We start from the raw sequence: 18,535 nt of genomic DNA, 5'->3' as shown, positions 1-18,535 counted from the left end.
AGCGGAGGACGAGGGGGGAAGCGGGGAGGGATGGGGTGAGCCGCTGTTCCCGCGACCTCCGCTCTCTCGGGTTGGACCGGGGTTGCGTTCAGGCTCGGTACATGATGGTGGTGAGGGTCCACGTGGTCGTGCGGTCGGAGCCGTCGAGGCGGGCGTAGAGCTCGACGGTGTATTCGCCCTGGGGAGCGAAGAGGCCGTTGGGTCCGACGCCGCGCCAGGCAGCGGTGCGAGGGCCGGCGGTCTCGCGCTGCTCGGCCGTGATCGTGCGGACGAGGGCGGTCGAGCCATCGGGCTCGGTGCGCGTGATGCGGATCTGGACGTAGGCCGGCTCGTCGAGGGTGTAGCGGATCTCGCACGGCTGGGTGAAGGCGTTGAAGGTGGGGGAGACGCGGAAGCCCGAGACGACGTCGAGGTCGGTCGCCCCGACGGGCGGGGTGCACCCTGCGAGGGGGAGGAGTGCGGCGAGGAGGAGCGCGAGGAGGGAGGGGGCAGCGGGTCGCATGGGAGCTAGACGGAGGTGATGACGGAGCGGAGGAGGGGGCCGCGTGCGTGCTCGCGCGCGCCGGCCGCGCGTCCGGTGGTGGAGGCGAGAGCGGTGGCCTCCACGAGCTCGCGGAGGCCCTCCTCGTCGACGTGGGTGTAGACCTCGGTGGTCTGGATGGAGGCGTGGCCGAGGAGGACCTGGACGGCGCGGATGTCGCCGGAGGCGCGGAGGGATCGGGTGGCGAAGGTGCGGCGGAGGACGTGCGGGGTGAGGCGGTGGCGGGTGCAGGCGCGCTCGCCGATGCGGGCGCAGTCGCGTTCGAGCTGCTTGGGATCGAGGGGCCGTCCCGTCATCGTGACGAACACGGCGCTGGAGGAGGCCGGGACGTGGCGGCGGACGGTGAGCCAGTCGAACATGGCCGGGTAGACGAACCCGACGAGGGGGACGGTGCGGGACTTGCCGCCCTTGCCGACGAACGAGAGGGCGAAGCCGTCGGGGCGAGAGACGATGGCGTCGCGGTCGAGCCCTATGACCTCGCCGCGGCGAAGGCCGCCGAAGGCCATGAGGTTGAAGGCGGCGCGGCGGCGGGCGGCCGAGAAGAGCGTAGCGAAGGCGCGCATACGCCGGCCCCTGGGGGCGTCGGCGAGGCGGCGGTCGGCGTGCTGGACGTCGCGGCCGAGGAGCTCGACGACGTCGGCCAACTCGTCGTCGTCGAGGACCTTGTGCGTCTCGCTCTTGCGGTCGAAGGCGGGGAGGTCGAGGGCGTCGAAGGGGTTGGCGGAGACGGCCTCGATGCCGCGGAGGAAGCGGTAGAACGAGCGGACGCACGAGACGCGGCGGCGGACGGAGCGGGGGGCGACCTCGGCGCTGAGGCGGGCGAGGTAGCGCTCGGCCTCACGGCGGGAGACGGCGTCGAAGCGGAGGCGGGCGTTGTGGAGGGCGGTGCCGAAGTGGCGGAGGTCCGTGCGGTAGGCGCTCGCGGTGTGGGCGCTGCCGGTGCGGGTGTGGCCGGTCCGTGCGATGAAGAGCTCGACGGCCTCCACGTAGGTCATCGGGACCGGCCGAGGGGCATCGGAGCGGGGTGGATCGCTGGGGTACCGGGTAGGCTCCACGGCAGGAGGGGAGTGGCCGGACGGGGCGCGAGGGGTGTCAAGCAACCGATCTGTTTGACACGGTGGAAAGAAGGGGAACGGCCTGGGACATTGTCAAGCCGTCTCGGCGTCGACGCCGTCGGGTGCCCGATGGGAGGGGGGTGCGGGAGGGTGAAGGCGGGGCCTCAAAAGTTTGGATTGGAACGTGTTTACGCCGATTCGCGCGTGCCCCTTATAAGGCGATTCCTCGGTCGGTCCGGGGGCTTTTTTTTCTGCGGTGTCCGCATAACCTTTGTTATGAGGGCGGGATTGCGGGCCGTATCGGGCGATGAGTGGGGATCGCGTCGGCTGAGACGGAATCGGCGATTCGGTCTGCGTCGAGGCGGCTGCCAGCATGGCAGCCCGTTTGGGGCGGGGCGACCGAAAGGGGAGGGGCGCGTCTCGCGCGGGCTCCCGGTCCATGCTCCGGGCCTGGTGATCGGGAGCGCCTCGGGGCTGGGGAATGACTCGGCGAAGGGCGCGGTGGGGAGGAGGTTGGGGTCGCTCTTCGCGCGGGCGGTGGAGCTGGCTCTGCGCAGCGTGCCGTCGCCGCGCCCCGTGCCCCTGTCCCCGGTTCGGTCCGGCGGGGGGGCGATCAGGGTATAGGCGCTCCGGTCTGTCGCCGGTCGCCCAGCGGTCGGTCGGAGTGGGACGGTGGGGAGGAGGGAGCGGGAGATTCGCAGCGCCCCGTCGTCGAGGCTCTTCGCCGGTGGGGGATGGCGAGGCGAGGAGGGGAGCGCAGGCCGCGGAGCGGCCGGCCGGTGGGGTCGGCGGAGGGCGCAGCCGGCACAGCGGGAGGGGAAGCGGAGCGGCCGGTATATCCGCTATTGCAAACCCCGTGTTCTCATCCGGGATCGAGCCGCCCGGCGAGAGCCGGGTGTCGTCTTATCCACAAGGAAGGCGAACCTGTTACAGGGGGATTAGAGGGTGGGTATTACAGGATGGTGGGGCTCGTATTCGCCGGCCGGAGCGGGGGTTGGGACTCTATAGTTAGAAGGTGATGGGGTCCGTATTCAGCGCAGCGGCGGACCCCATACATATAGGGTGATGGGGTCCGTATTCGATGATGGGGCTGCTATTCGGGACGTGATGGGGTTCGTATTCGTGGATAACACAGGGTAGATCGTCTCGACGGTGATCCGTGGTATGCGCCGTCGCTCGGCCCTGGGCGGTCTCGTGCACAGGGAAAACGAGCGATGCCACGCCGAACACGAATGTTGCTCCTTGTCCTTGGCCCTTAGCTGGCTGCGCGCCCCAGCGGGATGGGGTCCGGCGGGTTTCCCGGAAGCCGAGGTGGCCGGGGTTACCGGGACGTAGATAGCGGGACGGGTTCTGGTACGACCATGCCGGCGCAGATGACCCGGATGAGGCGATTGAGACAGAGTCCCCGTGGGCGTGCCAGGGGGCCGTTTATGGTACTCCATCGAACCGGGACCGACCGCTACCGCACGAGGCCACCCGCCCCTTCAGGTCCGGCCGGACCCGCAGCCCGCAGATCACGAGGGCAGGGACGTGAACAGCTGGCCAGCCGCCCCGGCACCTTCTACCCGTCCTGCCTGTCCTTATCATTCGGCCGCAATGCGGCGGCCCTCCCCCTTCACTACGCCCCTCCTGCTCCTTCACCGCACCCCCTCGCATGGACCTGCTCCAACTCCTCAAGGCCTTCGTGCTCGGCGTCGTCGAGGGCGCCACCGAGTTCCTCCCCGTCTCCTCGACGGGCCACCTCATCGTCGTCGGCGACTGGCTCGGCTTCACCGGCGAGACGGCCAAGGTGTTCGACGTCGTGATCCAGCTCGGCGCCATCCTCGCCGTCGTCTGGCTCTACCGCGAGAAGATCGGCCGCGTCGTGCGGACGCTCCCGTCGAGCCCGACCAGCCGCCGGCTCGCGCTCAACCTCGCCGTGGCGTTCTTCCCCGCCGCCGTCGTGGGGCTCCTCACGTACGAGTGGATCAAGGCGTACCTCTTCAACCCCTTCACGGTGGCCGTGGCCCTCGTCGTGGGCGGCGTGGTGATCCTCCTCATCGAGCGGTGGGGGCCGCCGACGCCGATCGCCGACGTGGACGTGATCCCCATGCGGACGGCGCTGGGGATCGGGCTGGCGCAGGTGCTCGCGCTCGTGCCCGGCACCTCACGCGCGGGGGCGACCATCATGGGGGCCTACGCGCTCGGCTGCTCCCGCCGCGCCGCCACCGAGTTCTCGTTCTTCCTCGCCATCCCCGTCATGGTCGCGGCCACGCTCTTCGACCTCTGGCAGGGGCGCGACCTCCTCTCCACAGCCGACGTGCCTGTGTTCGCCGTCGGCTTCGGGGTGTCGTTCGTGGCGGCGGCCCTCGTGATCCGGCTCTTCCTCCGGTTTGTCTCCGACCACACGTTCGTGCCGTTCGCGTGGTACCGGATCGGCTTCGGCGGGCTCCTCCTGCTCTACTACGGGTGGATCGCGTGATACGGCGCGGGGTCCGGAGCGGGTCGTCGGGACCGTCACGCTCGCCATCACCTACGTGCTGTCGGTCGTCTCCGCCGTCGCGGCGAAGCGGCAGCTCGCGGGGTCCATCCACAGCCTCGGTGAGACGCCGTCGGACGTCGTGCGCCGGGCCTGGGATGGAAGCGGCTTCGCGGGCCTCGACCAGCACCTCCCGTCGCTCGGCTCGGCGCTCGAACACCACGACCAGCGGCACGCTGCCTATCCCATCCTTCACTACTTCCACAGCACCGAGCGGCGGACGGCGCTGGGACCGGCCGTGGCCGTCCTCGACGACGCACTCCTGATCCTGACCGAGGGCGTGGCACCGGACGCACGCCCCGCCCCGGCGATTGTGGAGCCGACCCGCCGCACGGTAGGCAGCTTCCTCACCACCCTCGGCGATGCGTTAACCGAACCCTCGGACAGAGTACCTCCGACGTCGGACCTCGCGGCCGTGGCCTCGGTCGGGGCGCCTACGGAGGCAGCAGGCGACTTCTAGCGGGCGGTGGAGCGGGAGGCGCGCCGCCGTCGGCTGCTCCGGGGCCTGGTAGAAGACGGCGGGTGGTCGTGGGCTGCGGTCGCCTCAGCCCGCCCGGAGGCGCGGTGAAGGAGTTCGCCGGCCGAGAGCAGAACGCGGGGCCAGTCGGCAACGCCGAGGCTTCCGTACCGTACTATGGGGGTAACCCCGCTCCTTTTTCGATGGTGTCCGATCCCTCCGCAGCTTCCGACGAGCAGCTTCCACCGACCGACGTGGTCGAGGAATCGGTGCGTCTGCTCAAGGGCGTAGCCGATCCGACGCGGCTCCGCATCCTCTGCCTGCTACGGGCGGGCGAGGTGAACGTCCACGCCCTCACCGACGCCCTCGACGTGACGCAGTCGGCCGTGAGCCATCAGCTCCGCGTCCTCCGCGAGGCCCGCCTTGTCGCTACGAGACGAGCGGGGCGCTACGTATACTACCGCCTCACCGACGACCACGTCCACGACATCCTCTCGGCCGCGCTCGACCACGGACGGGAGGTCAGGTGACCAGGCATGCAGTAGGAGCAGCGACCTTGCAGCGCGCCGGAGAGCGTGGACAGAACGTGCGTGAGAGTAAACAGTGAAGAGGTTGCCGGTGGGAACCGGGCGGTCTATCTTTCATATGAATGCACGCTCACACGTGGCAACCCCGTCTCCACTTGATGCTCGGCCTCCACCACATCAAAGCGCAATCCGCTCCGGCCGTCTGGCTGCTGAGCACGCTGATGCTGTTCGCGCCGCTGGGTGCCCACGCCGCCGGGGCCGTGTTCTGCATCGAGGCCGACGGCGCGGTAGCCGTCGAGCGCGCTATCGGTTCGGCTTGCACCGACGGGGATGACGAGTCTGCCCCTTTCGACGACACGCACTGCACCGCGTGCACCGACGTCCCGCTCCCGAGCGGTGGCGACGCGGACTGCGCCTCGTTCAAGACGGAGACTGGCCCTTCGGCACAGACGCTCCTGTCCGTCGCCGCTCTCCTCCCGCCGCTCGACCGCCTCCCGGTCCAGCCTTCGGTAGCGTCTACGTCTAAGGCAGGAGAGGCAAGCCTGCCATCCGACCCGGCTCCCCTTCGCAGCGTGGTGCTGCTGATCTGAGCCGCTCCTGATCCCGGCTGCTCGACGACCGATCCCGGTCCTCGTAGCCGCAGCCGACCCCGACCGCCGTGCCCGTCCGGTACGGCCATCGTCCACGATCAGGAGATCCAGGCACATGGTATTCCCCCCGCTCGCGCTGCGCCGACTGGCGTGGCTCGGGGCCACCGCCGCATTCGTGGCCTTCGCCACCGGCTGCGCCGCCCCCTACGACCTCACCTATCCCGAACCGCGCCCGCTCGGCCCGGTCCTCCCTTCCCCCGTTTATGCACCCCCAACGGGTGCCGAATCGGAGGCCGACCCACCCGGCGAGGTCGACGCAGCCGACCACGAGGCGCTCAATGAGCCGCTCGCGCTGGACGAGGCGGTCGCCCTCGCGCTGGCGCAGAACCCCGACCTCCGCGCGGCGGCCTTCGAGGTGCGCGCCCGAGAGGGCGAGGCGTACCAGGCCGCTCGCCCGCCCAACCCCGGGCTAGAGGCCGGCATAGAGGAGTTCGGTGGGAGTGGCGACCGCGCGGGCACCGCCGCGGCCGAGGTCGGGGCCGGGGTCTCCCAGACGATCGAGCTCGGCGGGGACCGCCGCGCCCGTGCCGCCGTCGCCGCACGCGGGGCGGAGCTCGGGGCGTGGAGCTTCGAAGCCGCTCGCCTCGACCTCGTCACGCGGGTCCACCAGGCCTTCGCGTCCGTGCTCGCGGCCGAGACCCGGCTCGCCCTCGCGGTGGAGCAGCGCGACATCGCGGCCCGCTTCGCCGACGCTGTGACCCGCCGCGCCGAGGCGGGGGCCATCTCGCCGCTGGAGGCCCGTCGCTCGGCGGTGGCCGCCGCTACGTCCGAGGCTGCTTTGGGGCGTGCTCGCCGCACCCTCGACGCCGCCCGCGCTCGCCTCGCCCCGCTCCTCGGGGTGTCAGTGGTCGGCCTCGACGTGGCGGGCGATCTCGACCGCCTCACCGACGTCCCGCCTTTCGAGCGACTCCTCCCCTTCATAGCCCTCAACCCCGACGTGGCCCGGTACCGGACGGCGCTCGCGCAGGCCGAGGCGCAGGTGGCCCTGGAGCGCGCCCGCCGCATCCCCGACCCGACGCTCCGGGCGGGCGGGACCTACTTCAACGAGGTGGGCGAGGCCGCTGTCACCGCGGGCGTCTCGATCCCGATCCCCTTCTTCGACACGAACCGGGGCGCGATCCAGGCCGCGCGCGCGCGGGTGAGCGGGACGGCGGCCGAGGCCGAGGCCGCGCTGCTCCGCGTAGAGCGCGACCTCGCCGAGGCCTACGGCACCTACGCCGCCGCCGCCGAAGCGGCCCGAACGCTCCGTGACGACGCCCTCCCCAACGCCCGTGCTGCCTTCGAAGGCATAGAGACGGGCTATCGGGAAGGCGAGTACGACCTCCTCGCCGTGCTCGACGCGCAGCGCGCGCTCGTCGAGACGCAGAACGCCCTCGCCGACGCCCTCGCCGACGCCGCCCAGTCCCGCGCCGCCGTGGAGCGGCTCGTCGCCACCCCCCTCGACGCCGCCGCGAGCGGTGTCCTCCCCAACCCCGACAACGAGTAGCGCCATGAACGAGCACACGAACCCCACCCCGCCGGTGACGCCGCCCTCGCGGCCCGACCGTTCCATCCCGCGGCCTCCCAACCCGGAATCGCAGCCGACCGCGCTCGGCTCCCGCGTCCGCCTGCGGGCCTACTTGGCCGAGAACCGCCGCGCCCGCCTGCTCGCGCTCGGCATCGGCCTCCTCGCCGTCGTCGTCCTCGTCTGGTTCTTCGTCGCACGGAGCGGCGAGCCGCTCGGGGACGAGGCCACCATCGAGACCGGTGACCACGCCGACGAGGACCATGCCGGTGAGGAGGAAGGAGAGCACGCCGAGGAAGAGGGCGAGCACGCCGAGGAAGAGCTCGTCGTCCTCACCGCAGCCGAGGTCGAGGAGTTCGGGATCGACGTGCGGACGGCCGGGCCGGGCACGATGGCCGTCGAGAAGGAGCTGCCGGGCGAGGTCCGCGCCAACGAGGACCGCTACGCCCAGGTCACGCCCCGCCTCCCCGGCATCGTCCGGAGCGTGAGCGTGAGCGTGGGCTCCTACGTCCGGCAGGGCCAGACGATGGCCGTCATCGAGAGCCGCGAGCTGGCCGACCTCTCGGCCGAGTACCTCGCCGCCGTGGAACGGGAGGAGCTGGCCCGGACCTCGTTCGAGCGCGAGGAGCGGCTCTACGAGCAGGAGATCACCTCGCAGGCCGACTACCTGGAGGCGCGGCAGGAGCAGGCCGAGGCCCGCATCCGCACGCGAACGGCGCACCAGAAGCTCATCGCGCTCGGGTTCTCGGACGCCTACATCGAGTCGCTCCCGCAGCGGGGCGAGCGGAGCCTCGTCACCTACCCCCTCACGGCTCCCCTCTCAGGCCGCGTCCTCGAGAAGAACGTCGTCCCCGGCGAGGCCGTCGAGGCGGCCACCGACGCCTTCGAGATGGCCGACCTCTCGACGGTGTGGGTGGACCTCTCCGTCTACCAGCGCGACCTCGGCGTCGTCCGCGAGGGGCAGACCGTCGTGATCGACCTCGGCCCGAACCAGCCCCGCACGCGCGGGACGATCTCCTACGTCCGCCCCATCGTGGGCGAGGAGACGCGGACGGCGATTGCCCGCGTCGTGGCCCAAAACCCCGACGGGCTGCTCCGCCCGGGCCAGTTCGTCACCGGCCTCATCGCCGTGGACGAGGCCGAGGTCGCCGTCGTCGTGCCCGAGACGGCCGTGATCGACGTCGAGGGCACGCCCTCCGTCTTCGTCCAGACGGACGAGGGGTTCGAGGCCCGCCCCGTCGAGGTCGGCGACCGGACGGCCGACGAGGTATCGATCACGAGCGGGCTCTCGGCCGGCGAGCGCTACGTCGCCACCGGAGCCTTCGCGCTCAAGGCCGAGCTCGGCAAGAGCGAGATGGAAGGCGGCCACGGTCACTGATCGCGCCTGCCTACCGCCCTCCTCGCACATCGAAGCACGACTGAACCCCCCGCCTCATGGAAAAAATCATCCCGTTCGCGCTGAAGAGCCGGCTCCTCGTCCTCGCCCTCGGCGTGCTCGTCGTGGCCGCCGGGTGGTGGACCTACCAGCGCCTCCCCATCGACGCCTTCCCCGACGTCTCGCCCTCGCTCGTCCAGGTCTTCACCGTCACTGAGGGACTCGCACCGGAGGAGGTCGAGCGCTACGTGACCTATCCCGTCGAGACGGCGATGAACGGGCTCCCGGCCGTCGAGCAGGTCCGCTCCGTCTCCAACTTCGGCCTCTCCGTCGTCAGCGTCTACTTCGAGGAGGGCACCGACATCTACTTCGCCCGCCAGCTCGTCGGCGAGCGGCTCCAGGAGGCGCGCGAGTCGATTCCGCCCGGCTTCGGCGAGCCCGCGATGGGGCCGATCTCGACGGGCATGGGCCTCGTCCTCTTCTACTACCTCGACGACACGACGGGCGCGTACAGCCTCGAAGAGCTCCGCACGATGCAGGACTGGATCGTGAAGACGAGCCTCCAGACCGTCCCCGGCGTCACCGAGGTCCTCGGCATCGGCGGGTACGAGCGGCAGTTCCAGGTCGTCATCGAGCCCGAGGCGCTGCTCCGCTACGACGTCACGCTCGCTGAAGTGACGGAGGCGCTGGAGGAGAACAACCTCAACGTCGGGGCGCAGTACATCGAGCAGAACGCCGAGCAGTTCGTCGTCCGCTCGGTCGGCCTCGCCACCGGCATCACCGACCTCGAGAACGTCGTCGTCACGACGCGCGACGGGACGCCGGTCTTCGTGAAGGACGTGGCGAACGTCGAGATCGGGGGCGCCATCCGGCGCGGGCTCCAGACGCGCGCCGGCATCGAGGAGGTGGTCTCCGGGATGGTCGTCAAGCTCTACGGGGCGAACTCCTCGACGGTCATCGGGAATGTGGAGACGAAGCTCGCCGAGATCAACGAGGCGCTGCCGGAGGGCGTCGAGATCGTGCCGTACTACGAGCAGAAGACGCTCGTGGAAGCCGCCGTGGCGACGGTGACGAACGCGCTCTGGCAGGGCATCCTGCTCGTGGTCGTCGTGCTGATCGCCTTCCTCGGCTCGTGGCGGCCGAGCGTGGTGGTCGCGCTCGCCATCCCGTTCTCGGTCCTCTTCGCGGCCGTCTTCATGGGGCTCTTCGACATCTCGGCCAACCTCATGTCGCTCGGCGGCCTCGCCATCGCCATCGGGATGATGGTGGACGGGGCGATTGTGATGGTCGAGAACGTGGACCGGATGCTGCGCGAAGCGCCGCCGGATGAACCCCGCGTCCACGTCGTGGCGCGGGCGTGCGCCGAGGTGGCGCGGCCGGTCGCCTTCGCCGTCCTCATCATCGTCGTCGTGTTCCTCCCGCTCTTCACGCTCCAGGGCGTCGAGGGCATGACGTTCCGGCCGCTCGCCTACACCGTGGCCCTCGCGATGCTCGGCTCGCTCGTCTACGCGCTCGTCCTCGCCCCGGTCTTCTCGGACCTGCTGATGCGGCGTCCGGAAGAGATCAGCGGTGACGGCGCACCGGGGAAGAAGCCGCTCGCGGAACGGGCGCTCGACCGGATGACCGCGTGGTACCGCCCCGTCGTGGCGTTCTTCGTGCGGCAGCGGACGTGGGCGATCGGGCTCGCCGTGGGCCTCCTCGTCATCGGTGCCGCCGTCTTCCCCTTTCTCGGGAGCGAGTTCACGCCGACGCTCCAGGAGGGCACGATCGTGATGCGCCTCACGATGGCCCCGTCGATCTCGATCACCGAGAGCCAGGCGACGACGGCCCGCGTCGAGCGGCGGCTGATGGCGATCCCCGAGATCACGAACGTGGTGAGCCGGATCGGGCGGGGCGAGGTGGGCGCGCACGCCGACCCCATCAACTCGGCCGAGATGTACCTCGTGCTCGTGCCGGAGGACGAGTGGCGCTTCGACAGCCAGGAGGCGCTGCTGACGGCGATCCGCGACGAGCTGGGCGAGGTGCCGGGCGTCTTGACCAACTTCACGCAGCCGATCCAGATGACCGTAGATGAGCTGCTCGAAGGGGTCAGGGCCGAGCTCGCCGTCAAGCTCTTCGGCGACGACCTCGACGTCTTGAAGGCGAAGGCCGACGAGATCGCCGCCGTGCTGAACACGGTCCCCGGTGCGGCCGACGTGCAGGCCGACCAGATCACCGGGACGCCGCAGCTCGAGATCACCGTGGACCGGCAGGCCATCGCCCGCTACGGCGTCAACGTCGCCGACGTGCAGCGGACGGTCGCGACGGCGGTGGGCGGGGCCGAGGCGGGGCAGATCTTCGAGGGCATCCGCCGCTTCCCGATCTACGTCCGCTTTGAGGAGGACGCCCGCTCGACGCCCGAGGCGATCGGCGACCTCTTGATCCCGCTGCCCGGCGGCGGCACCGTCCCGCTCGGCGCGCTCGCCGAGGTGGGCGAGGTCGTCGGGCCGCGGCAGATCACCCGGCAGGACAACCAGCGCTTCATCACGGTCCAGCTCAACGTCGAGGGCCGCGACATCGGCTCGTTCGTCGCCGAGGCGCAGGAGGCGATCCGCGCCGGCGTAGACCTCCCGCCGGGCTACCTCACGACGTGGGGCGGGCAGTTCCGGCTCCAGCAGGAGGCGAACAAACGGCTCATGGTCGTCGTCCCGATCACGCTCCTCCTCGTGTTCCTCCTGCTCTACTCCAGCTTCAACTCGCTCAAGAACGCGACCCTCATCGTGCTCAACATCCCGCTCGCCCTCGTCGGGGGGATCGTCGGGCTGTGGCTGACGGGGCAGAACCTCTCGGTCCCGGCGTCCGTCGGGTTCATCGCGCTCTTCGGGATCTCGCTCCAGAACGGGATGGTGCTGGTCACCTACCTCAACCAGCTCATCCGCGACGGGACGGCGATGGACCGGGCGAGCGTGGAAGGCGCGCTCCTCCGCCTCCGCCCCGTGCTGATGACGGCGGCGACGACGGCGCTCGGCCTCCTCCCGCTGCTGTTCTCGGCGGGGACGGGGAGCGAGGTGCAGCGCCCGCTGGCGACCGTCGTGGTCGGCGGCCTCTTCACGAGCACCGTCCTGACGCTCCTCGTCCTCCCCGCCCTCTACACGTGGTTCAGCGAGCCAGCGCTGCGGGCCGAGCCGGCCGAGGCGGTGCCCGCAGGCTACGAACCCTCCACCGTCCCCTCGAACTCGACCGTCTGACCCCGTGCCCACACGGGCGGGGGCCGGCCGCTCCTCGGAGCACCGCTTCCACCAGGGCCGGCGCCCGGCAGCGCCGGCCCTGCGGAGCGCCACCACGCCGGTTCCCCGCCCACCAGGGCACCCAGCCTCAAACGCTATGAAACTGATCACCGCCTTCATCAAGCCGCACAAGCTCTCCGGCGTCACGCGCGCCCTCCACCGCGTCGAGGGGCTGACGGGGATGAGCGCCGCCGACGTCCGTGGCTTCGGCCGAGGACGTGCGAAGAACGCCCCCCACACCATCACCGAAGACCTCGTGGACTACGTCCCCCACGTCCGCCTCGAAGCCGTGTGCCGCGACGAGATCGTGGAGGAGGTCGTCGAGACGATCCGGCGCGAGGCGCACACGGGCCTCCGCGGCGACGGGAAGATCTACGTCGCGCCCGTCGAGGACGCCGTCCGCATCTCCACCGGCGAGCGCGGCGAAGCGGCGGTCTGAATACGAACGCTGACCCCATGCGCACACGCACCCTTCTCCTCACCGGCGCAGGCCTGCTGGCCGCCGCCCTCCTCCGGCACCGCTCGGGGCGGGGTGACCTGCCCGAGCGCTCTAGGGTCGGCATCCTCGGTCCTGAGGCCGTCCGCGATCTGTACGACCGGCTCGCGCCCGTTTACGACGCCGTCGCCTGGGCCTACGACCTCGCGGGCTCCGGCCGCTTCCACCGGCGCGCGGTCGAGGCCCTAGACCTCCGGCCGGGCGACACGGCCGTAGACCTCGCCTGCGGGACCGGCGTCAACCTCCCGCACCTCGCCCGCGCCGTCGGGGGAGGGGGCCGCGTCGTCGCCGTGGACCTCTCGCCGGGGATGCTCGCACGTGCCCGTCGGCGTGCGGAGGCGAACGGGTGGGAGAACGTCGAGCTGGTCGAGGCCGACGTCCGTGCGTTCGAGTTCCCCGAGCCCGTCCACGGCGTCGTCTCGACGTTTGGGTTGGAGATGGTCCCCGAGCACGACGCCGTCGTCGCGCGTGCCGTTGCCGAGCTCGCGCCCGGCCGCCGGATCGCCGTCGGTGGGCTCCGCCGCCCCGAGCGCTGGCCGGAGTGGGCCGTCCGCCTCGGCGAACTCGTCAACCGCCCCTTCGGCGTCACGCGGGCCTACGAGGACGTCCAGCCGTGGCGCTCCGTCCAGGCCCACACCGAAGCCGCCCGCTACGAGGAGGACCTCCTCGGTGCGGTCTACCTCTGCGTCGGACGAGCCCCGACGGAGGCATGACGCCGCCCCCCCCCCGCACCTGAGAGACTACGATCCCAATGAGCACCTGGATCTGGGCGGCCGTCCTCCTGGCCTCCGCCGCCGTCACCCACTGGGGCGCCGAGCGCCTCGCGAAGCCGCTCGGCAAGCTGACCCGCCAGTGGGGCATCACGGGTGCCGCCGGCGGCGCCCTCGTCGCCCTCTTCACGGCCGGCTCCGAGGTCGGCATCAACACCACGAGCGCCCTCCGCGACGTCACCGACATCGGGCTCGGGATGTCGCTCGGGTCCAACGTCTTCGCCGTCCCCCTCACCGTCGTCGTCGTGTACCTCGCCACGCGGAAGCGCAGGCTCGGGAGCGGCGAGGAGGAGGGGGAAGACTCGGAATCCAACGGTTCGGAGTCCGACGGCTCGGGCTCCGACGGCTCGGGCTCCGAGAGCGAGTCTGCCTCCGAGGACGGCGAGGCCCCCGAGGAGCACCGGCGCCACGTCGAGCGCCACGTCCTCCGCGTCTCGAAGGAGACCGTCACCGTGCTCACCCTGCCCTACTTCGGGCTCCTCGCGCTCGTGGCCGTGCTCACGCTCCCGGCGCCGTGGCGCGGACTCCAGCCCGTCGACGCTGTCATCCTGCTCGCGGGCTACGCCCTCTACCTCACGCAGGCGGTCAAGCGGGGGCGGGGCGAGGGCGAGGACGTGTCGTGGTCGAAGAAGGAGATCGCGCTCGCCGTGGCCGGCGTGGCGGCGATGGGCGTGGGGGCCTACTTCGTCGTCCGCGCCAGCGAGAACGTGGCCTCCGGGCTCGGGCTCTCGGAGATCGTGACGGGCCTGTTCATCACCGCCCTCGCCACGGCGCTCCCGGAGCTGTTCGGGGCGTGGAGCATCGCCCGGAGCGGGCAGGTCACGGCGGCGACGTCGAGCGTGATCGGCGACCACGCCGTGACGATGACGGTGGCCCTCGTCCCGCTCGCCCTCGTCGGGCTCCCCGTGGAGGACCTCCGGCTCTTCGCCGTGAACCTCGCCTTCGTGGGCGTCGTGCCGGCGCTCTACGCCGCGTTCATCTGGTGGGGCGGGGCGGAGAAGGGGTTCCGACGGTGGCAGGTCGCCGCGCTCGCGGCCGTGGTGCCGGTCTGGGCGGCCGTCGTTTACTTCTGGGCGCTCTAGCCATCCTGAACGTGTCATGGAACAGACGACCTCTCGCCATACGGAAGTGAACGGAACACCGGTGAAACGCCCGGCCGGGCAGCGTTTCGCCTCGGTGGGGACCCCGGTCGGGTCGCCGGGCGAGCCCAGGCACCGCGACCCGCGCGCCCGCGCGTCCCTCCCGGCCACACTCGGAGCGGCCGAGTTCGGGCTGACTGCGTTCGCGGCCGTTGCGGCGGACCTCGCCACGAAGGCGCTCGCTACGGCCGCGCTCCAGCGCCACCGGCCGGTCGAGGTCGTCGGCGAGTGGGTCCGCCTCACGCTGGGCTACAACGAGGGCATCGCCTTCGGGCTCTTCGCCACCGAGGGCTTGGGCATCCTCCTCCTCACGGGTTTCGTCGTGCTCGCCCTGGCCGTCTGGGCGGTCATCGCGCTCCGGGACCCGGCCACGCCCCGGTGGACGCCGCCCGCGCTCGGGCTCGTCCTCGGCGGCGGGGCCGCCAACTTCCTCGACCGCCTCGCCGATGGCCGCGTGACCGACTTCCTCGACCTCGGCCTCGGCGCGCACCGCTGGCCGACGTTCAACCTCGCCGACGTCGCCATCGTCGTCGGTGTGGGCCTCCTCGTGCTCGGCTCCTTCCGCTCGGCCCCCCGCCGCGGAGAGCGGACTCCGAACGGACCTCCGGCACCATGAACCAGACCACCTTCCGCGTCGAGAAGATGGACTGCCCCACCGAGGAGCAGCTCATCCGCAGCCGCCTCAAGGGGGTGGGCGGCGTCGAGCGCCTCGACTTCGACCTCGTCCGCCGTGAGCTCACCGTCACGCACGGGCTCGGCGACCCGGCCCCGCTCCTCGCTGCGCTGGCGAGCGTGGGGATGGACGCCGAGCCCGTCTCGGCCGGTGAAGACGAAGCGGTGCCGCAGAAGGCATGGGAGCGCCGCCCGGTCGTCTCCCGTGCCGAGTGGGTCCAGCTCGGCGCAGCCGGCGCGCTCGCCCTCGCCGCCGAGGTCGTAGCCCTCGCGACGGGGGAGGAGGGCAGCTTGGTCGTGGCAGCCCTGGCACTGACGGCTATCGCACTCGGCGGGCGTGAGATGCTGGTGAAGGGGTGGCGGGCCGTCCGCGCCTTCTCGCTCGGGATCAACTTCCTTATGACGATCGCCGTCGCCGGGGCCGTCCTCATCGGAGAGTGGCCCGAGGCGGCGATGGTGGCGGTCCTCTTCGCCATCGCGGAGAAGATCGAAGCGTACGCGCTCGATCGCTCGCGCGGCGCCATCCGCAGCCTCATGGAGCTAGCCCCCGACACCGCCCTCGTGCAGACGGAGGTAGGGGGCTGGGAGGAGGTGCGGGCTGCCGCCGTCCGTGTGGGGCAGGTCTTCCGCGTCCGCCCCGGCGAGCGCATCGCCCTCGACGGCACCGTCGTTGTCGGCGGCTCGACCGTGAACCAGGCCCCCATCACGGGCGAGTCGATGCCCGTCGAGAAAGCGCCGGGCGACGAGGTGTTCGCCGGGACCATCAACGAGCGCGGCGTGCTGGAGGTGGAGGCGACCCACCGCAAGCGCGACACGACGCTCGCCCGGATCGTCCGGGCCGTGCAGCAGGCCCAGGCCGAGCGCGGCGAGACGCAGCGGTTCGTGGACCGGTTCGCCCGGTACTACACGCCGGCCGTGGTCCTCCTCGCCGTGCTCGTGGCCGCCGTGCCGCCGCTCGCCTTCGGCGCTCCGTTCTTCGACTGGCTCTACCGCGCCCTCGTCCTCCTCGTCATCGCCTGCCCCTGCGCCCTCGTGATCTCGACGCCGGTGACGGTCGTGAGCGGGCTCGCCGCCGCGGCCCGGCGCGGGATGCTCGTCAAGGGCGGGGCCTACCTCGAAAGTGGACACCGCCTCCGCGTCGTCGCCCTCGACAAGACGGGGACGATCACGGAGGGCCGCCCCCGCGTGACCGACGTCGTCCCGCTCGCGCCAGGCGTCACGAAGAGGCAAGCCCTTCGCCTGGCCGCCGCGCTCGACGCGCCGAGCGAGCACCCGGTCGCGGCGGCCATCGTCCGAGCGTACCGGGAGCAGGAGCCGGACGCGCTGCCGGAGCCGGTCGAGGGCTTCGAGGCCGTCACCGGGCGCGGCGTGCGGGGCCGGGTCGGAGCCGCCCTCTACTTCCTCGGCAACCACCGCCTGGCGCGCGAGGTGGGCACGAGCACGCCGGTCGTGGAGGACGCCCTGGAACGTCTGGAGCGGGAGGGGAAGACGACCGTCGTGCTCATGACGGAGCACCAAGCGCTCGCGGCCTTCGGCGTGGCCGACGCACCGCGCCCGACGAGCGTGGACGCTCTCCGCGACCTCCACGCGCTCGGGATCACGACCGTGATGCTCACCGGCGACAACCAGACCACGGCCGACGCCATCGCCCGCGCCGTCGGCATCGACGACGCGCGCGGTGGACTTCTGCCCGAGGACAAGCTCGCCGCCGTGGACGACCTCCGCGCCCGCTACGGCGCCGTCGGGATGGTCGGCGACGGGATCAACGACGCGCCGGCGCTGGCGAAGGCCGACGTCGGCTTCGCCATGGGTGCGGCGGGCACCGACACCGCCATCGAGACGGCCGACGTGGCACTGATGGAGGACGACCTCAGGAAGCTCCCCGCCTTCCTCCGGCTCAGCCGCCGCACCGCGCGCGTGCTGTGGCAGAACATCGCCTTCTCCATCGCGATCAAGGTCGTGTTCTTCGTGCTCGCCGTCGGCGGCGTGGCGACGCTCTGGATGGCCGTCTTCGCCGACATGGGCGCGAGCCTCCTCGTCACGTTCAACGGCCTCCGCCTCCTCCACACCCGCCTCTGACGCCGAACCAGGAACGATCAGACGCCGGCTTACCCCGCTACCAACATGAACGCTACAGTGATGATCCGTACCCTCATGCTCGCTCTCCTGAGTACCCTCGCCCTGGCCGCGTGCACTGGTGAAGGCGCTGCGCCGTCCACCCCGCCTCCAGCCCCCAGCGCCGCAGATGCCGAGCCGGTACGCCAGACGGCACCGGCAGGGTCGCTCCCGGCCACCGCCTCGGCGGCCACTGACGTGGATGCCGCCCGCCCGGTCGTTACCGTGTACAAGTCGCCCACGTGCGGGTGCTGCACGGCGTGGGCCGAGCACATGCGCGAGGCGGGGTTCCCGGTGGAGACGGTGGACGTGGGAGACATGAGCGCGGTGAAGCGCCAGTACGGCATCCCCCCCGGATTGCAGTCCTGCCACACGGCCGTCGTCGACGGGTACGCCATCGAGGGGCACGTGCCTGCCGAAGACGTAAAGCGGCTCCTGGCGGGGGCACCGGAGGCAGGCGGCCTCGCCGTGCCGGGAATGCCCATCGGCTCACCCGGCATGGAGCAGGGGGACACGGTCCAGCCCTACGAGGTCCTCCTCATCGAGGACGGCCAACCCACCGTCTTTGCCCGGTACGGTGCCGCGGACCAGGCCGGCGTCCTGCCATGAACCGGACCACGTTTCACGTCCCGAAGATGGACTGCGCCGCCGAGGAGCAGGTGGTGCGGATGCGGCTGGAGGGCATGGGCAGCGTCCGCCGGCTGGCGTTCGACCTGTCGGCCCGCCGGCTCACCGTCACCCACGTCGGCCACGCCGAGGCCATCACGGACGCCCTCTCCGGGCTGGGGCTGGGTGCCCGGCAGGCGGGGCCGACGGAGCCGCTGACGGAGGAGGAGGCCGGGGTCGTGTCCCCGCCCGGCGAGCCCGAGGCGGCCCCGGCCGAGGAGCGCGGGCCGCTCCGGATCGCGCTCGGCATCAACGCCACGTTCTTCGTCGTCGAGTTCACGGCCGGAATCCTCGTCGGCTCGATGGGGCTCATCGCCGACTCACTCGACAACCTCGCCGACGCCCTCGTCTACACGCTGAGCCTCGCGGCCGTCGGGGGCACGGCCCTCCGCAAGAAGCGGCTCGCGCGCGGGAGCGGGTACCTCCAGCTCGGCCTCGCCGTGTTCGGGCTCGTCGAGGTCGTCCGCCGGTTCCTCTTCGCCGAGGGGGTGCCGGACGTGGCGACGATGGTCGTCGTGGCGTCGCTCACGCTCCTCGGCAACATCACGACCCTCCTCGTCCTCCGGCGCGCGAGGACCGGCGAGGCGCACGTGGAGGCGTCCTGGATCTTCACCTCGAACGACATCAAGGTGAACGGGCTCGTGATCCTCTCGGCCCTCGTCGTCTGGGCCACGGCCTCGGCCGTGCCGGACCTCGTGGCCGGCGCACTCATCTTCGTCGTCGTCGCGAACGGGGCGCGGCGGATCCTCGTCCTCTCGAAATAGATCAGCTTCCCTGTAACCAT

General features: G+C 71.4%; 16 protein-coding genes. 14 read left to right on the top strand and 2 right to left on the bottom strand.

Annotation, left to right across the window (positions count from 1 at the left end; genetic code table 11):
* Positions 1-88 precede the first annotated feature (88 nt).
* A complete protein-coding gene (locus ABJF88_05600) occupies positions 89-502 on the bottom strand; it encodes a FlgD immunoglobulin-like domain containing protein (protein ID MEP0546386.1) in 414 nt (137 codons plus the stop codon).
* A gap of 5 nt (positions 503-507) precedes the next feature.
* Positions 508-1,536 carry a tyrosine-type recombinase/integrase gene (locus ABJF88_05595; protein ID MEP0546385.1) on the bottom strand — a complete coding sequence of 343 codons (1,029 nt, stop codon included), beginning with the start codon at positions 1,534-1,536 and terminating at the stop codon, positions 508-510.
* Positions 1,537-3,250: 1,714 nt separating this feature from the next.
* Between ABJF88_05595 and ABJF88_05590 the strand changes: the two genes are divergently transcribed.
* The 14 genes from ABJF88_05590 (at position 3,251) to ABJF88_05525 (ending at position 18,515) form a co-directional block, all read left to right on the top strand.
* The gene (locus tag ABJF88_05590; protein MEP0546384.1) at positions 3,251-4,057 is read left to right on the top strand and encodes an undecaprenyl-diphosphate phosphatase; all 807 of its coding nucleotides are present in this window, start codon (positions 3,251-3,253) and stop codon (positions 4,055-4,057) included.
* 55 nt (positions 4,058-4,112) lie between these two features.
* A complete protein-coding gene (locus ABJF88_05585) occupies positions 4,113-4,574 on the top strand; it encodes a hypothetical protein (protein ID MEP0546383.1) in 462 nt (153 codons plus the stop codon).
* Between the two features lie 200 nt (positions 4,575-4,774).
* Positions 4,775-5,101 carry a metalloregulator ArsR/SmtB family transcription factor gene (locus tag ABJF88_05580; GenBank protein MEP0546382.1) on the top strand — a complete coding sequence of 109 codons (327 nt, stop codon included), beginning with the start codon at positions 4,775-4,777 and terminating at the stop codon, positions 5,099-5,101.
* A 152-nt stretch (positions 5,102-5,253) separates the two neighbouring features.
* The gene (locus ABJF88_05575; protein ID MEP0546381.1) at positions 5,254-5,688 is read left to right on the top strand and encodes a hypothetical protein; all 435 of its coding nucleotides are present in this window, start codon (positions 5,254-5,256) and stop codon (positions 5,686-5,688) included.
* Positions 5,689-5,803: 115 nt separating this feature from the next.
* Positions 5,804-7,234 carry a TolC family protein gene (locus ABJF88_05570; GenBank protein MEP0546380.1) on the top strand — a complete coding sequence of 477 codons (1,431 nt, stop codon included), beginning with the start codon at positions 5,804-5,806 and terminating at the stop codon, positions 7,232-7,234.
* Between the two features lie 4 nt (positions 7,235-7,238).
* Positions 7,239-8,630, top strand: a complete 1,392-nt coding sequence (locus ABJF88_05565) for an efflux RND transporter periplasmic adaptor subunit (GenBank protein ID MEP0546379.1) — start codon at positions 7,239-7,241, stop codon at positions 8,628-8,630.
* Positions 8,631-8,686: 56 nt separating this feature from the next.
* Positions 8,687-11,854, top strand: a complete 3,168-nt coding sequence (locus ABJF88_05560; protein MEP0546378.1) for a CusA/CzcA family heavy metal efflux RND transporter — start codon at positions 8,687-8,689, stop codon at positions 11,852-11,854.
* 136 nt (positions 11,855-11,990) lie between these two features.
* Complete coding sequence (locus ABJF88_05555; GenBank protein ID MEP0546377.1) at positions 11,991-12,332, top strand: P-II family nitrogen regulator; 342 nt, start codon at positions 11,991-11,993, stop codon at positions 12,330-12,332.
* A gap of 17 nt (positions 12,333-12,349) precedes the next feature.
* On the top strand, positions 12,350-13,102 hold the full coding sequence (locus ABJF88_05550; GenBank protein ID MEP0546376.1) for a methyltransferase domain-containing protein: 753 nt from the start codon (positions 12,350-12,352) through the stop codon (positions 13,100-13,102).
* Between the two features lie 38 nt (positions 13,103-13,140).
* A complete protein-coding gene (locus ABJF88_05545) occupies positions 13,141-14,241 on the top strand; it encodes a sodium:calcium exchanger (GenBank protein MEP0546375.1) in 1,101 nt (366 codons plus the stop codon).
* 61 nt (positions 14,242-14,302) lie between these two features.
* Positions 14,303-14,914: a signal peptidase II gene (gene lspA, locus ABJF88_05540; protein ID MEP0546374.1), complete on the top strand. Its 612-nt coding sequence runs from the start codon at positions 14,303-14,305 to the stop codon at positions 14,912-14,914.
* Entirely contained in the window at positions 14,911-17,049 is a 2,139-nt protein-coding gene (locus tag ABJF88_05535; GenBank protein ID MEP0546373.1) for a heavy metal translocating P-type ATPase, read from the top strand. Before lspA ends, ABJF88_05535 begins: the two co-directional genes overlap by 4 nt.
* 60 nt (positions 17,050-17,109) lie before the next feature.
* Positions 17,110-17,694 (top strand): DUF411 domain-containing protein, encoded by a 585-nt coding sequence (locus ABJF88_05530; protein ID MEP0546372.1) that lies wholly within the window; start codon positions 17,110-17,112, stop codon positions 17,692-17,694.
* Positions 17,691-18,515: a cation transporter gene (locus ABJF88_05525; GenBank protein ID MEP0546371.1), complete on the top strand. Its 825-nt coding sequence runs from the start codon at positions 17,691-17,693 to the stop codon at positions 18,513-18,515. The genes ABJF88_05530 and ABJF88_05525 overlap by 4 nt, the downstream gene beginning before the upstream one ends.
* Positions 18,516-18,535: the final 20 nt, after the last annotated feature.

The organism is Rhodothermales bacterium, from assembly GCA_039944855.1.
In the GTDB taxonomy this organism is placed as follows: Bacteria; Bacteroidota; Rhodothermia; order Rhodothermales; family JANQRZ01; genus JBBSMX01.
Note: the sequence above shows the minus strand (reverse complement) of the source record. Positions and strands in the feature narration are given on the sequence as shown.

What these genes read in the sequence shown, in the direction of transcription:
- ABJF88_05565 (MEP0546379.1), top strand. Translation starts at nt 7,239, where the DNA reads ATGAACGAGCACACGAACCCCACCCCGCCGGTGACGCCGCCCTCGCGG.
- ABJF88_05570 (MEP0546380.1), top strand. Translation starts at nt 5,804, where the DNA reads ATGGTATTCCCCCCGCTCGCGCTGCGCCGACTGGCGTGGCTCGGGGCC.
- ABJF88_05550 (MEP0546376.1), top strand. Translation starts at nt 12,350, where the DNA reads ATGCGCACACGCACCCTTCTCCTCACCGGCGCAGGCCTGCTGGCCGCC.
- ABJF88_05555 (MEP0546377.1), top strand. Translation starts at nt 11,991, where the DNA reads ATGAAACTGATCACCGCCTTCATCAAGCCGCACAAGCTCTCCGGCGTC.
- ABJF88_05560 (MEP0546378.1), top strand. Translation starts at nt 8,687, where the DNA reads ATGGAAAAAATCATCCCGTTCGCGCTGAAGAGCCGGCTCCTCGTCCTC.
- ABJF88_05595 (MEP0546385.1), bottom strand. Translation starts at nt 1,536, where the DNA reads ATGACCTACGTGGAGGCCGTCGAGCTCTTCATCGCACGGACCGGCCAC.
- ABJF88_05590 (MEP0546384.1), top strand. Translation starts at nt 3,251, where the DNA reads ATGGACCTGCTCCAACTCCTCAAGGCCTTCGTGCTCGGCGTCGTCGAG.
- ABJF88_05530 (MEP0546372.1), top strand. Translation starts at nt 17,110, where the DNA reads ATGATCCGTACCCTCATGCTCGCTCTCCTGAGTACCCTCGCCCTGGCC.
- ABJF88_05525 (MEP0546371.1), top strand. Translation starts at nt 17,691, where the DNA reads ATGAACCGGACCACGTTTCACGTCCCGAAGATGGACTGCGCCGCCGAG.
- ABJF88_05535 (MEP0546373.1), top strand. Translation starts at nt 14,911, where the DNA reads ATGAACCAGACCACCTTCCGCGTCGAGAAGATGGACTGCCCCACCGAG.
- ABJF88_05580 (MEP0546382.1), top strand. Translation starts at nt 4,775, where the DNA reads ATGGTGTCCGATCCCTCCGCAGCTTCCGACGAGCAGCTTCCACCGACC.
- ABJF88_05545 (MEP0546375.1), top strand. Translation starts at nt 13,141, where the DNA reads ATGAGCACCTGGATCTGGGCGGCCGTCCTCCTGGCCTCCGCCGCCGTC.
- ABJF88_05600 (MEP0546386.1), bottom strand. Translation starts at nt 502, where the DNA reads ATGCGACCCGCTGCCCCCTCCCTCCTCGCGCTCCTCCTCGCCGCACTC.